The 14,124-nt window shown below is 69.8% G+C and carries 11 protein-coding genes and 1 pseudogene; 7 read left to right on the top strand and 5 right to left on the bottom strand.

Annotation, left to right across the window (positions count from 1 at the left end; genetic code table 11):
- The first annotated feature begins 213 nt into the window (after positions 1 to 213).
- Positions 214 to 1,494 (top strand): M12 family metallo-peptidase, encoded by a 1,281-nt coding sequence (locus tag ASE43_RS19955; protein ID WP_082607405.1) that lies wholly within the window; start codon positions 214 to 216, stop codon positions 1,492 to 1,494.
- A gap of 96 nt (positions 1,495 to 1,590) precedes the next feature.
- Here ASE43_RS19955 and speE read toward each other — a convergent pair whose 3' ends face one another.
- On the bottom strand, positions 1,591 to 2,460 hold the full coding sequence (speE, locus tag ASE43_RS19950) for a polyamine aminopropyltransferase (RefSeq protein WP_056176832.1): 870 nt from the start codon (positions 2,458 to 2,460) through the stop codon (positions 1,591 to 1,593).
- A gap of 186 nt (positions 2,461 to 2,646) precedes the next feature.
- On the opposite strand from speE, the gene ASE43_RS19945 reads away from it, so the two are divergent.
- The 4 genes from ASE43_RS19945 to ASE43_RS19930 all read left to right on the top strand — a co-directional run bounded on the left by ASE43_RS19945 (position 2,647) and on the right by ASE43_RS19930 (position 7,668).
- Complete coding sequence (locus ASE43_RS19945; RefSeq protein ID WP_057161687.1) at positions 2,647 to 4,503, top strand: M48 family metallopeptidase; 1,857 nt, start codon at positions 2,647 to 2,649, stop codon at positions 4,501 to 4,503.
- Positions 4,504 to 4,617: 114 nt separating this feature from the next.
- Positions 4,618 to 6,507, top strand: a complete 1,890-nt coding sequence (speA, locus tag ASE43_RS19940; protein WP_057161686.1) for an arginine decarboxylase — start codon at positions 4,618 to 4,620, stop codon at positions 6,505 to 6,507.
- Positions 6,508 to 6,526: 19 nt separating this feature from the next.
- Positions 6,527 to 6,778, top strand: a complete 252-nt coding sequence (locus tag ASE43_RS19935; protein ID WP_056176823.1) for a YciI family protein — start codon at positions 6,527 to 6,529, stop codon at positions 6,776 to 6,778.
- 26 nt (positions 6,779 to 6,804) lie between these two features.
- Positions 6,805 to 7,668, top strand: a complete 864-nt coding sequence (locus ASE43_RS19930; RefSeq protein ID WP_057161685.1) for an NAD(P)-dependent oxidoreductase — start codon at positions 6,805 to 6,807, stop codon at positions 7,666 to 7,668.
- Between the two features lie 147 nt (positions 7,669 to 7,815).
- Here ASE43_RS19930 and ASE43_RS19925 read toward each other — a convergent pair whose 3' ends face one another.
- The 4 genes from ASE43_RS19925 to radC all read right to left on the bottom strand — a co-directional run bounded on the left by ASE43_RS19925 (position 7,816) and on the right by radC (position 12,297).
- The gene (locus tag ASE43_RS19925) at positions 7,816 to 8,232 is read right to left on the bottom strand and encodes a hypothetical protein (protein WP_157489599.1); all 417 of its coding nucleotides are present in this window, start codon (positions 8,230 to 8,232) and stop codon (positions 7,816 to 7,818) included.
- A gap of 718 nt (positions 8,233 to 8,950) precedes the next feature.
- Entirely contained in the window at positions 8,951 to 9,790 is an 840-nt protein-coding gene (locus ASE43_RS19920; protein ID WP_057161684.1) for an SPOR domain-containing protein, read from the bottom strand.
- A complete protein-coding gene (argS, locus tag ASE43_RS19915) occupies positions 9,791 to 11,479 on the bottom strand; it encodes an arginine--tRNA ligase (protein WP_057161683.1) in 1,689 nt (562 codons plus the stop codon).
- 143 nt (positions 11,480 to 11,622) lie between these two features.
- Complete coding sequence (radC, locus tag ASE43_RS19910; protein WP_057161682.1) at positions 11,623 to 12,297, bottom strand: DNA repair protein RadC; 675 nt, start codon at positions 12,295 to 12,297, stop codon at positions 11,623 to 11,625.
- A gap of 149 nt (positions 12,298 to 12,446) precedes the next feature.
- On the opposite strand from radC, the pseudogene coaBC reads away from it, so the two are divergent.
- Together coaBC and dut are read left to right on the top strand one after the other, a co-directional pair.
- Positions 12,447 to 13,666 (top strand): annotated as a pseudogene (gene coaBC, locus ASE43_RS19905) (bifunctional phosphopantothenoylcysteine decarboxylase/phosphopantothenate--cysteine ligase CoaBC).
- A complete protein-coding gene (dut, locus tag ASE43_RS19900) occupies positions 13,663 to 14,121 on the top strand; it encodes a dUTP diphosphatase (protein ID WP_056176804.1) in 459 nt (152 codons plus the stop codon). Before coaBC ends, dut begins: the two are co-directional and overlap by 4 nt.
- Positions 14,122 to 14,124: the final 3 nt, after the last annotated feature.

Here is a 14,124-nt window from a genome sequence, read left to right as displayed (position 1 = left end):
CGCGTTGCATGTTCGAAACGCAAATGGGGGGTTTCCGATCTGTTGCGGATGCGGGCGCCGTGCCTAACTCGAATCCGTTCAAGGCGGTTCGATCGTGCCCTCACACGGCCGCGCTATCGCGGGCGGCGGTCGTCGATACGGCTATGAACGAGGCGGGCGGCCGCGGTCGCCCTCGATGCCCACACTCAATGCTGTGTTCAAGGAGAGATCCACATGCAGAAGGCTATTTTGGTAATGTCCATCGCCGGCTTGGTCGCCGCCACGGTCAATGTCGCCGATGCGCAGTCGGCGGCGGTACCGGAACTGTTCCAGGCCCATTCCGCCAAGGCCGCGGCCGCGGCGCCGGCGAGCGTCAACAACATGCTGCGCGACAAGACCGCGCTGTGGGCGGCCTCGGTGTCCGTCGACCGCAAGGCGCTGCTCGGTGCGCAGCGCGAGTTGAGCTTGAGCATGCCGGAAGGCGCACGCCTGCGCATGCGTCTGGCGAAGTCGTATCGCACCGCCGAAGGCGACGTGGTCTGGTCGGGCGCCGACCGCTTGCTGCCCGGCGGCCAGTTGCAGCTCGGCGCCACGCCGCCGTCCACCGCTTTGTTCGTGGTACGCGGCGAGCGCGTGACCGGGCAGATCGTCTCCGCCAGCGGCGAGGTGTACGAGGTGCTGACCTCGGAGGACGGCAAGCAACAGTTCATGGTCAAGCGCGACCCGGCCAGCCTGGAGGGCGCGGACGATACCCCGGCCCGGGTCGATCTGGCGCCGCAGCAGGATCGCGGCCCAGGCGTTCGTCCGACGGCCAACGCGCTGCTGGCCGATACCATCGTCCGCATCCTGCAGGTCTACACGCCGGAAGCCGTCACCGAGTTGGGCGGCCAGAACTCGGCCAACGATCGCGCGGCCTTCTTCATCGCTCAGTCGAACACGGCATTCGCCAACAACGCCTTGGCGCTGCGCTTCGAAAGCGCCGGCGTCCGGTTCACCTCGCAGGCGCAGTCCAGCGACGTGGCCGGTACGCTGGTGGCGCGCATCCGAAACACCAGCGATGGCTGGTTCGACACCTATGCGACCACCGAGCGCAACAACACGGCCGCGGACATCGTGGCGCTGGTCACCCGCGACGGTCTGAACAACGGCTCCGGCGGCGGCCTGTGCGGCCAGGCCGACGCGATCGGCGCAACCGCGAGCACCGCCTTCTTCGTGCAGAACCAATCCTGCAGCACCTACACCTTCGTGCACGAGGCGGCGCACTTGTTCGGCGCGCGTCACGACAACGATCCGAACACCACGCCGTTCTCCTACGGCCATGGCTACGTCAATAGCAGCGGCAACTTCCGCACCATCATGGCGGTGAACTCGAATCCGCAGCCGCGCATCGGCTACTTCTCCACGATCGACCAGACCTACACGGTGGGTGGCGTGGCGCGGGCGCTGGGCACCAGCACCCGCGACAACGAGCGGGTCATGCGCACGCGTGCGGCGACGATGGCGGCCTTCCGCTGAGGCCAGCGGAAACGAAGCGGCGGCCGTGAAGGCCGCCGTGCAGTCGCGTGTCGGGCGCGGCGCCGGGCATTCGCCTGGGCCGCGTCCGATGCCGGATCAGCCCTCGCCCAGGGCCGCGGCCACGAACGGCGGCAGGCTCTGCGCGCCGCGGTGGATATCCGCGCTGTAGTACAGGGTGTCGAAGCCCTTGCCGCGCGCGTCGGCATCGCGGAAAGCGAAGCCGCCCCGCTCTTGATCGGCGTGTTTGCGCGCCAGGGTGCAGCTCCACCAGCCGGTGGGGTAGCACGGCTGCGGGAACGGCAGGGTCTGGAAGCTGGAGAAGCCGGCCTTGCCCATCTCGGCGCGCATTTCCTTGATCAGGTCCAGCAGGACCAGCGGCGATTCCGACTGCTGGACCAGGATGCCGTCGTCCTTGAGCGCGCGGAAGCAGCTTTCGTAGAAAGCCTTGTTGAACAGGCCCTCGGCCGGGCCGACCGGGTCGGTGGAGTCGACGATGATGATGTCGACGCTGGCCGGCGCGCGGTTGGCCATGTAGGCGATGCCGTCGTCGAACAACAGCTGCGCGCGCGCGTCGCCGTTGCGCTCGCACAGTTCCGGGAACCACTTCTCGGCCATGCGCGTGACCTGCTCGTCGATATCGCACTGCACGGCTTCTTCCACGCCGGGGTGCTTGAGCACTTCGCGCAGGGTGCCGCAGTCGCCGCCGCCGATGATGACCACGTTCTTGGGCGCGGCGTGGGTGAACAGCGCCGGGTGCGACATCATCTCGTGATAGAGGAAGTTGTCGCGCGTGGTCAGCATCATCGCGCCGTCGATCAGCATGAGGTTGCCCCAGTCGGTGCTCTCGAAGATCTCGATCTTCTGGAACTGTGATTGGACCTCGTCGAGCTTGCGGGTGATGCGATAGCCGATGGCCGAGCCGGCGCGCTCGAAGTTCTCGTAATGCCAGGTGTCGGAGCTGCTCATGCGGGTGATTCCAAAAGAAGTGGGGCGCGCCTGCCAAGGTAGCCGTCGCGGATGACGGCTGCGCTGCGCCACGACGTGCGGGCGCTGCGCCAGGGCGGGGGGCGGCATTGTAACGGACCGGGCGTGAGGCGCCCGGCCTGGCCTAAAATGGCCGCAGACACGGGGGCGGAGCAGGGGGCTGCAAGGATGGCATCGGTCGCGCGGTACCAGGGGCTGGTCGAGCGCCTGGAGCGGGAGGCGCAGCAGGCGCCGGGACGCTACAAGTTCAAGTTGGCCCTGTTGGCGGGCCTGGGGTTCGCGGTGCTGGGCGGCACGGTGCTGCTGGCGCTGGGCATGTCGCTCGGCCTGGTGCTGGCCTTGCTGGCGATCAGCCCGATCCTGCTGCTCAAGCTGTTGAAGGTGATCTGGATACCGATCGCGTTCGGCTGGTTCGTGCTGAAGGCGCTGTGGGTGAAGTTCGAGCCGCCCAGCGGCTACGTCCTGGGCCCGAACGAGGCGCCGGAGCTGCGCGCCGAGATCGAGCGCCTGCGCGCGCAGACTGGGGCGCCGCCGCTCAAGCAGATCCTGATCGATCCCAATCTCAACGCCGGCGCGGCCAGCGTGCCGCGCGTGCTGGGCCTGTTCGGGCATACCCATTATCTGGTGCTGGGCCTGCCGCTGATGCAGTTGCTCAGTCGCGAGCAGTTCGCCGCGGTGGTCGCCCACGAGTTCGGCCATTTCGGCGGCGGCCACGGCCGTTTCGCCGGCTGGATCTACCGGGTGCGCGCCAGTTGGAACCGGTTCCTGGGCGAGTTGTCGCAACGCCGTTCGCGCATGGGCGCGCTGTTCCTGCGCTTCTTCAATTGGTATGCGCCCTATTTCGACGCCTACAGCTTCGTGCTGGCGCGCGCGCAGGAGTACGACGCCGACGCCACCGCCGCGCGCGTGACCGGCGCGCCGACCATGGCCCAGGCCCTGCAGCGCGTGGGGCTGGGCAGCGTGCGCCTGCAACGCGATTTCTGGGCGGACGTGGAGCGCAGCGTCGAGACCCAGCCGCGGCCGCCGCAGGCGCTGTACCGCGACATGGCCGGCAGCTTCGCCGCGGTCGGCGCCGACGACGCGCCGATCCTGCAGGAGCTGCTGGACGAACAACCCGGTCTGGAGGACACCCACCCGACCCTGGCCCAGCGCTTGCAGGCCCTGGGCCAGTCGCCGGCCGCGGTGCCGGCGCCGGCGCAGTCGGCCGCCGAGGCCCTGCTGGGGCCGCTGCGTCAGACCCTGGAGGAGCGCTTCAGCCGCGAATGGCACGAGCACGTCGCCGAGACCTGGCAGCAGCGCCACCAGGCGCTGGGCCAGGACCATGCGCGCCTGGCCGAGCTGGAGGCGCGCGCCGACGCGCTGGCCGGCGCCGAGCTGGGCGAGTACGCCGTCCTGGTCGACCGCCTGCGCCCCGACGCCGACGCCGTGCCGCTGTATCGCGCGGCCCTGGCCGCGCGCCCGGACGACGCCCTGGTGCTAGCGCGCCTGGGCGCGCAGTTGGTCGACCGCCAGGACGCGGAAGGCGTGGGCCTGCTGGAGCGCGCGATCGAGCTGGACCCGGACCTGACCGAGCAGGGCCTGCAGGTGCTGATGCAGCACCACCACCGCGCCGGCGACGAGGCCGCGTTCGAGGCCGCGGCGAAGCGGCTGCGCGCGCTATACCAGCGCCGCGACGGCGCCTTGCTCGCGCGCGAGGAGGTCGATCCCAAGAAGGACCGCCTGCTCGAGCACGGCCTGGATGCCGAGGCCCTGCGGATCGCCATTGTGGGCTTGCAGGCTTCGGGCAAGGTCAAGCAGGCCTGGATCGTGCGCAAGGAGATCGCGGGCGACGACAGCGGCATCCCGCACTACCTGGTGTTGCTGGCGCTGCGCGGCGTGGCCTGGACCGAGGGCGGGATGCTGCAGAAGGTGCTCGACGGCCTGGAGCTGCCCGGCAGCATCGTCGCCCTGCACGAATCCAGCCATCGCGCGCTGGCCAAGCGGATCAAGGCCATGCCGGGCACGCTGGTGTACACGCGGGCTTGAGGCCTGCGCCTGAGCCGCTGGCGGCGCCTCGCGGCCGTTCAGGCAGCGATGGCCGGGATCGAGGCATGGGGACGGTAGAATGCGCGTCCTCTCCGTCCCACTGGTGCCACGCCGATGTCCGACTGGTCGCTCGATCAGGCCCGCAAGACCTACTCGATCCCGCATTGGTCCGAAGGCTACTTCGACGTCGATACGGCCGGGCGGATCGTGGTGCGGCCGCACGGCGAGCGCGGGCCGTCGATTCCGCTGCCCGACGTGGTCGACGCCGCGCGCGCCAACGGCGCCAAGTTGCCGGTGCTGGTGCGCTTCCCCGACATCCTGGGCGACCGCCTGGGCAAGCTGCAGGCCGCGTTCGCCCAGGCCCAGGCCGAGTGGGACTATGCCGGCGGCTACACCGCGGTCTATCCGATCAAGGTCAACCAGCACCGCGGCGTGGCCGGCACCCTGGCCTCGCACCACGGCGAAGGCTTCGGCCTGGAAGCGGGCAGCAAGCCCGAGCTGATGGCGGTGCTGGCGCTGAGCCGACCCGGCGGCCTGATCGTGTGCAACGGCTACAAGGACCGCGAGTACATCCGCCTGGCCCTGATCGGCCGCAAGCTCGGGCTGGAAACCTACATCGTGGTCGAGAAGCCGTCCGAGCTGGCGCTGGTGATCGAGGAAGCCAAGGCCCTGGGCGTGCAGCCCGGCCTGGGCGTGCGCATGCGCCTGGCCTCGCTGGGCGCGGGCAAGTGGCAGAACAGCGGCGGCGACAAGGCCAAGTTCGGGCTGTCGCCGCGGCAGGTGCTGGACCTGTGGAAGAAGCTGCGCGACGCCGGCATGAGCGACTGCCTGCAGCTGCTGCATTTCCACATGGGCTCGCAGATCTCCAACGTGCGCGACATCGCCAACGGCATGCGCGAGGCCACGCGCTACTTCGTCGAGCTGTCCAAGCTGGGCGCCAAGGTGCGCTACATGGACGTCGGCGGCGGCCTGGGCATCGACTACGAAGGCACGCGTTCGCGCGGCTACTGCTCGATCAACTACGGCATCGGCCAGTACGCAAACAGCATCGTGCAGCCGCTGGCCGAGGCCTGCGTCGAGCACGGCCTGACCCCGCCGCGGGTGGTCACCGAATGCGGACGCGCGATGACCGCGCACCATGCGGTGCTGGTGGCCAACGTGTCGGAAGTCGAGGAGGCGCCGGAAGGCCGCATCCCCGATTCGCACGACGACGAGCCGGCGGTGGTGCGCCATCTGCGCGAGATCCACGACGAACTCGATCGGCGCCCGGCCGTGGAGTTGTTCCACGAGGCTCAGCACCACCATAGCGAAGGCTTGTCGCTGTACGCCCTAGGCCAGATCGATCTGACCCAGCGCGCGCGCATCGACGATCTGTTCTACGCGATCGCGCATGCGGTGCGCCAGCGCCTGAACTACGACGAGAAAAGCCATCGCGAGCTGTTGGACGAGCTTAACGACCGCCTGGTCGACAAGTACTTCGTCAACTTCTCCGTGTTCGAGTCGATTCCGGACGTGTGGGCGATCGATCAGGTGTTCCCGATCGTGCCGATCGAGCGCCTGGACGAAACGCCGGAGCGCCGCGGCATCCTCGCCGACATGACCTGCGACTCCGACGGTACGGTCAAGACCTACGTCGAGAACGAAGGCCTGGACACCTCGCTGCCGCTGCATCGCCTCAAGCATGGCGAAAGCTACCGGCTGGGTTTCTTCCTGGTCGGCGCCTATCAGGAGATCCTGGGCGACATCCATAACTTGTTCGGCGATACCGACGCGATGGAAGTGCGCGTCGACGGCGACGGCTACCGGATCGCCCAGCAGCGCCGCGGCGACACCACCGACGTGATGTTGGACTACGTCGGCTACCAGCTGTCCGATCTGCGCCAGGCCTACCGCGACAAGGTCGCCGCGGCCGGGTTGTCGGACGAGGAGTCCGAGCGTCTGAACGAGGCGCTGGAAACCGGCTTGACCGGTTACACCTATCTCAGCGACGCGCCGCTGGCGTGACGACGGCGGGAGCGCGGACATGAAGCAGTATCTGGTGTTGGCGATGCGTGGGCCTAGCTTCGATGCGGGCGCGATCGAGCCGCACCGCGAGTTCATCGCCGCGCTGCGCGCGCAAGGCCGGCTGGAGCGCTCGGGCGCGTTCTCGGACAAGAGCGGCGGCGCCTACGTGCTGCTGGCGCCGGACCTGGACGCGGCGACCGCGCTGGCGCATACCGATCCGCTGCACCTGACCGGTGCGTCGCGGCTCACGATTTACGAATGGCAGGTCTGAACACCCTCACGGGACGGAAGGTTGAAATGAAAGTCGGATTCATAGGCCTGGGCGCGATGGGCGCGCCGATGGCGCGTTACGTGCACAACCGTGGGCTGCTGACCGCGGTCGGCAATCGTACCCAGGCCAAGGCCGACGCATTGGCGGCGGAGTTGGACGTGCGCGCGGCGCGCTCGGCGGCCAACTTCGCCGACTGCGACGTGGTCACCCTGTGCGTATCGCTGGACGCGGACGTGCTGGAGAACGTGGCCGCGTTGGCCGAAGTGCTCAAGGCCGGTGCGATCGTGGTCGACCATTCGACGGTGGCGGTTGAAACCGCGCGTCGCTGCGCGGCGATGCTGGCCACGCACAACATCGGTTTCATCGATGCGCCGGTGTCCGGCGGCGTCGAAGGCGCGCGCAACGGCAAGCTGTCGGTAATGGCCGGCGGCGACGCCGAGGTGTTGGAGCGCGCGCGCCCGGCGATCGAGGCCTATGCCGCGCGCATCAGCCACATGGGCGGCACCGGCGCCGGCCAGGCCACCAAGGCGGTCAACCAGGTATTGGTCGCGGGCATCAACGAGGCGGTCTGCGAAGGCCTGGCGCTGGGCGAGAAGCTGGGCCTGGATCCGGAGCGCCTGCTGCCGACCCTGCTGGCCGGCGCGGCCAACAACTGGTTCCTCGACAAGCGCGGCGCGACCATGCTGCGCGACGAGTTCGCGCCCGGCTTCAAGTGCGCGCACATGCTCAAGGACCTGCGCATCGTGCAAGGCATCGCGCGCGACAGCGGCATCCGCACCACCGTCATCGACCAGGCCCTGGCCGACTACGCCGAGCTGATCGAACGCGGAATGGGCGAGTCCGACACCTCGGCGCTGATCGCGATTAAGCGCGGCGGATCGCACAGCTAAACCGGTCGCGCGCGTTGCGCCGGCTCCCTGTGAGGGCGGCGTAAGCCGCGATGCTGTTGCATTCGCTGCGTGAGCTGCGAGCTGCGTTGCGATGGGGCCGCACGATCGCGGCTCACGCCGCTCCCACAGAAGGCAGCGGCGCTACGCTCAGGACGCGGCGGCCTTGGTGCGCCGATTGGCCAGGGTCTCGCCGATCGTGGCGCCCAGCCAGGCCGCCAACAGACTCAGCACGATCGCCGCGCCGTTGTACTTCAGCATCGCCGGCAGCGAGGCCATCGGCGGCGGGCTGTCGGGGGCGATCATCGCCACCAGCACGGTCAGGATCGACAGCCACACGATCAACACCATCAGCACCGCGACCGCACGGAATTTGCGCCGCGCGATCGCGCCGCCCACCGTCATCGCCAGCAGCACCATCAAGACGTCGCCGACCGGCACCCGGCCCAGAGGCGTGTGCAGGATCTGTCCGCCTTCGCTGTTGGCACCGGCCAATTGCGCGGCCAGACCGCCCAGCAGCAGCACCGACAGTGCGGCGATGCAGCCCAAAAGTACGCGTTTGTCCATGCTTCACCCTGCCAGGAACCGGGCGAGTCTACCTCGGCTGCATGCAAGGCAAAGCGCGCGCTGTTCGGGCTGTGACCGCGCTCGCGCTTGCCGACGGGTCGGTGGCCTGCGCGTGCGTTTTTACGAGTCGTCGTGGTGGGTGGGTCGGAGTGCGTGTGGGGAGGCTGCGGCGGTCAAGAGCAAATCCCCCTCGGTCCCCCTTTTTCAAAGGGGGAAGACAAGCAGGGGCGGCGGAGCGGGTGTCGGTCGCAGCTACTGCGCGTGCGTTCTTCCGAGTCGTCGCGGTGGGCGGGCCGGAGTGCGTGTGGGGAGGCTGCGGCGGTCAAGAGCAAATCCCCCTCGATCCCCCTTTTTCAAAGGGGGAGGACAAGCGGGGGAAGACAAGCGGGAAGGGCGGCGCGGTCGTCGGTCGCAGCTACTGCGCGTGCGTTCTTCCGAGTCGTCGCGGTGGGCGGGTCGGAGTGCGTGTGAGAGGCTGCGGCGGTCAAGAGCAAATCCCCCTCGGTCCCCCTTTTTCAAAGGGGGAGGACAAGCAGGGGAAGACAAGCCGGGGCGGGCGGCGCGGTCGTCGGTCGCAGCTACGCGACGATGCGGTTCGCCTTTGGCTCACCGCATCCTAAGAGGCAGAGGTGTCGTCCCCGCGTGGGCGAGGTGTCGTTCCCGCGTGGGCGGGACGAGAGGTCGAGGCGGCCGCGCTTGGGCGGCCGGCCGATTCGGCTTACTTGACCTTGATGGCCATGCCCGGCAGGCCGCCGCCGGCGAGCTTGCGCTTGGCTTCGGCCAGATCGCTGGCGGTGCCGTAAGGCCCCATGCGCACGCGGTACACGGTCTTGCCGCCGATCTGCGCCGATTCCACGCGTGCGCCCAGGCCCAGCAGGGCGATCTTGGCCTTCATTTCCTCGGCCTGGCCGGAGGCCTGGAAGGCGCCGGCCTGAAGCAGATAGCGCGTGCCGTCGTCGACCGCCGGGGCCGTGCTGGCGGTGGCGGTGGCCGCGGCCGGCGTCGTGGCGGCCGCGGCGTTGTTGGCGGCCGGCGCGCTGGTGCCGGCATCGACCGGTTTGGGCAGCGCGGCGCTGGCGTTGTTGGCGGCAGTGGCGTTGGCCGGCGTGACGGCCGTGGCCGGCGCCGTGCCGTTCTGCGCGGCAGCGGCGGCCTGCGCGGCCTGCTTCTGCTGCTGGGCCAGGCGCGCGGCTTCGGCGCGCTCGGTCGCGGCCAGCTCGGCGTCGGTCAGCGGCACTTCCTTACCCGGCAGCAGGGTGTAGAAGTCGTATTCGGGGCCTTGCTTGGGCGCGTCGGCGGCGGGCTTGGCCTGGGCCGGACCGGCGTCGTTGTCGGGCGCGACGGTCTCGTCCTCGGCCACCGCGACCGGTGCGGGCTGGGCGTCGGGATTGGGCTTGGGTCGGAAGAAACCGTCGCCGTCGGACTTCAGGAATTTCGGCGCCGACAGGATCAGCACCACGCCCAACAGGACGCCCATGACGCCCCAGGCCCAGCCGGGCAGGCCGCCGCCGTTGCCCTGGTTGCGCTTCGCTTGCGATTTGCCACGTCGTGCTGCCACTTACATCACCTCGGGGGCGCTGACGCCCAACAGATCCAGACCGTTCGCCAGCACCTGGCGCGTCGCCGTCGCCAACGCCAGGCGCGCGTTGCGCACGGCGTCGTCGTCGACCAGGAACTGGTGGTCGTTGTAATACGTCTGGAAGGTCTGCGCCAATTCCAGCAGGTAGACCGCGATCTGGTGCGGCTCGAGGTCGCGGCCGGCCGCGGCCACCACATCGGGGTAGCGCAACAGGGTCGTCACCAGTTCGTGCGCGGCCTCGTCGTCCAGATCCAGCGGCTGAGCCAGGCCCTGCGCCAGGTCGAAGGACAGGCCGCGCTCCTTGAGCTGGCGCATCAGGCCGCACATGCGCGCATGCGAGACCTGCACGTAGTAGACCGGGTTGTCCATCGACTGCGAGCGCGCCAGATCGATGTCGAAGGTCAGCTGCGAATCGGGCTTGCGCGCGATCAGGAACCAGCGCACCGCGTCGCAGCCGGCCTCGTCGATGAGATCGCGCAAGGTCAGGTAGCTGCCGGCGCGCTTGGACAACTTCACTTCCTCGCCGCCGCGCATCACCGTGACCATCTGGTGCAGCACGTATTCGGGCCAGCCTTGCGGAATGCCGGCGTCCAGCGCCTGCAGGCCGGCGCGCACGCGCGCGAGCGAGCCGTGGTGATCGGCGCCCAGTTCGGTGATCGCGCGCTCGTAGCCGCGTTGCCACTTGCTGAGGTGATAGGCGACGTCGGGCACGAAGTAGGTGTAGGTGCCGTCGGACTTGCGCATCACGCGGTCCTTGTCGTCGCCGAAGTCGGTGCTGCGCAGCCACAGCGCGCCGCCCTCTTCGTAGGTGTGACCGTGCGCGATCAGTTCGCGCACGGTCTCCTCGACCTTGTCGTCGGCGTACAGCGAGCTTTCCAGGAAGTACACGTCGAAGCCGACGCCATAGGCGGCGAGATCGCCGTTCTGCTCGCGGCGCAGGTAGGCCACCGCGAAACGGCGGATCGCGTCGAGGTTGTCGATGTCGCCGACGCCGATCACGGACTGGCCGTCGACTTCTACCGTGGCGCCGTCGAGATAGGCGCGGGCCACGTCGGCGATGTAGTCGCCGCGGTAGCCGTCTTCCGGCCAGCCTGGCTCGCCCGGGGCGATGCCGCGCGCGCGCGCCTGGGTCGAGATCGCCAGGTTGTTGATCTGCACGCCGGCGTCGTTGTAGTAGAACTCGCGCGCCACGTTCCAGCCGTTGGCGGCGAGTACGCGCGCGATGCAGTCGCCGATCACCGCGGCGCGACCGTGGCCGACGTGCAGCGGACCGGTCGGGTTGGCCGAGACGTACTCGACGCCGGCGCGATGGCCGGCGCCGCTGTCGTTGCGCCCGTAGTTCGCGCCGGCGGCCAGCGCGTCGCCCAGCAGACGGCGCCAGGCCGACTCGGCGACATGGAAGTTGATGAAGCCGGGGCCGGCGATCTCGACGCGGGCGATGTCGCCGTTGGCCGGCAGGGCATCGACCAGCTTCTGCGCGATCTCGCGCGGATTGGCGCGCGCGGGCTTGGACAACAGCATCGCGGCGTTGGTCGAGAAGTCGCCTTGGGCGCGGGTCTTGGGACGTTCGATCACGAAATCGGGCGTCGCCAGCTCGGCCGGCAGGGTGCCGGCGGCGCGCAACGCATCGATGGCCTGCGCGACCAGCGCGCGGAGATGGGTTTTCACGGGGATTCTGCGGGGTGCTGCGGATCGGCCATTGTACGCGAGGGCGACCCCGCGGGCGGGCCGCGAACGCCGCCGCGACGCAGCTCGTCGCGCCGGCGCGAGGTTCGCGGCCGCGGCCCGCCGGCGCCGGCCGCGGCGCGGCCTCAGAGCATGCCGCGCGCCGCCATCGACACCGGCGGCCCGTCGGCGATCACGAAGTGGTCGAGCAGGCGGATATCGACCAAGTCCAGGGCGTGGCGCAGGCGCGCGGTCACGGCGCGGTCGGCGCCGCTGGGTTCGGGATTGCCGCTGGGGTGGTTGTGGCCGACGATCACCGCCGCGGCGTTGTGCGCCAGCGCGCGCCGGACCACCTCGCGCGGGTGCACCTCGGCGCCGTCGATGGTGCCGCGGAACAGCTCCTCGAACGCGATCGCGCGGTGGCTGGCGTCCAGGAACAGGGCCGCGAACACCTCGTGCGACAGCCCGCGCAGGCGCTGGGCGAAGTAGCGGCCGGCCGCACCGGGATCGGCCAGGGCCTCGCCGCGCTCCAGCTGGGCCGACAGATGCCGGTTGGCCAGCTCCAGCACGGCGGCCAGGGTGCAGGCGCGTGCCGGGCCCAGGCCGGGCAGCTGTAGCAACTGGGCGGGGCTGCATTCGAGCAGGGCGCGCAGCGGGCCGTGCGCGTTCAGCAAGCCGCGCGCGGTGGCGACCGCGTCGTGGCCGCGCAGGCCCGAGCCGAGGAAGATCGCCAGCAGTTCGGCGTCCGAAAGCGAGCGGGCGCCGCGTGCCAGGAGTTTTTCGCGGGGCCGTTCCGCGCTGGGCCAGTCTTGGATACGCATGGCCGCAGCTTGCTCCGTAGCGTGATGCCTGCCGATCGGGCGTTACGGATGCATCGGGTAAGCTAGGGCCCCGTTCCGGCGTGGGAATTCCCTTACGGGCCGCCGCCCACGCCGGGGCCGCACCGCCGCACCAGGACATTCAGCCGAACATGGCACTAGACGCGCCACCCACCCTGCAAGGCCAGCACGTGCTGCTTTGCGTCTGCGGCGGCATCGCCGCCTACAAGGCCGCCGAGCTGGTGCGCCGCCTGCGCGATGCCGGCGCCGACGTGCGCGTGGCCATGACCGAGAACGCGACCCGCTTCGTCGGTACCGCGACCTTCCAGGCCCTGTCCGGCCAGCCGGTGCGTACCTCCTTGTGGGACGCGCAGGCGGAAGCCTCGATGGGCCATATCGAACTGGCGCGCTGGGCGCAGCGGGTGCTGATCGCGCCGGCCACCGCCGACATGATCGCCAAGCTCGCGCACGGCTTCGCCGACGACCTGATCACCACCCTGTGCCTGGCCACCGATGCGCCGCTGACGGTGGCGCCGGCGATGAACCACCGCATGTGGGCGCATCCGGCCACCCAGGCCAACGTCGCCACCCTGCGCGAACGCGGGGTGCGTCTGCTCGGGCCGATGGACGGCCCGATGGCCGAGCCCGAATCCGGCCCCGGCCGCCTGATGGAGCCCGACGACATCGTCGCCGCGCTAGCGCAGGTGACGGCATGAGCGCGGCCAGCCTGCAGGGCCTGCGCCTGCTGATCAGCGCCGGTCCGACCTACGAGGACATCGATCCGGTGCGTTTCATCGGCAACCGCAGCAGCGGCAAGATGGGCTTCGCGATCGCCGAGGCCGCGGCGCGGCGCGGCGCGCAGGTCAGTCTGATCGCCGGCCCGGTGTCGTTGCCCACCCCCGCCGGGGTCGCGCGCACCGACGTGCGCTCGGCCGCGCAGATGCGCGAGGCGGTGCTGGCGGGCCTGCCGGTCGACGCCTACATCGGCGCCGCCGCGGTCGCCGACTACACCCCGGCGCAGGTCGCGCCGGGCAAGATCAAGAAGAACGAAGCGCGCTTCGCGTTGGAGCTGGTGCGCACGCCCGACATCCTGGCCGAGGTCGCCGTGCATGCCGCGCGCCCGCGCCTGGTGGTGGGCTTCGCCGCCGAGACCGACGACGTCGAACGCTACGCGCGCGGCAAGCTGGAAAAGAAAAAGCTGGACCTGATCGCCGCCAATCGCGTCGGCGTGCCCGGCAGCGGCTTCGAGAGCGACGACAACGCCCTGACCGTGTACTGGACCGGCGGCGAACGCGCGCTCGGTCCCGCCCCCAAGACCCGGCTGGCCGACGAGCTGCTGGACCTGATCGCGCAACGCCTGCGGACCGCATGAACCACACTCTCGAACTCAAGATCCTCGACCCGCGCTTCGGCGACGAATGGCCGTTGCCGCAATACGCCACCGCCGCCAGCGCCGGCCTGGACCTGCGCGCGGCGCTGGATCAGTCGCTGGTGCTGCATCCGGGCGATACCGCGCTGGTGCCCTCGGGCCTGGCCATCCACCTCGGCGACCCGACCTTGTGCGCGGTGATCCTGCCGCGATCGGGCCTGGGTCACAAAAACGGGATCGTGCTGGGCAACGGCACCGGCCTGATCGACGCGGACTATCAGGGGCCTTTGCTGATCAGCGTGTGGAATCGCGGGCGCGAGGCTTTTACGATGCAGCCGGGGGATCGCATCGCGCAGTTGGTCGTGCTTCCGATCGTACGGGCGACGCTGCAGGTGGTCGACGAATTCGAATCCAGTGCGCGCGGGGCCGGCGGCTTCGGCCACACCGGCGTGCGCTGATCA

The sequence above is a fragment of the Lysobacter sp. Root983 genome (genome assembly GCF_001429345.1).
Classification (GTDB): domain Bacteria; phylum Pseudomonadota; class Gammaproteobacteria; order Xanthomonadales; family Xanthomonadaceae; genus Lysobacter.
The sequence above is the reverse complement of the archived record's forward strand: the minus strand, read 5'-3'. Positions and strand labels throughout refer to the sequence as shown.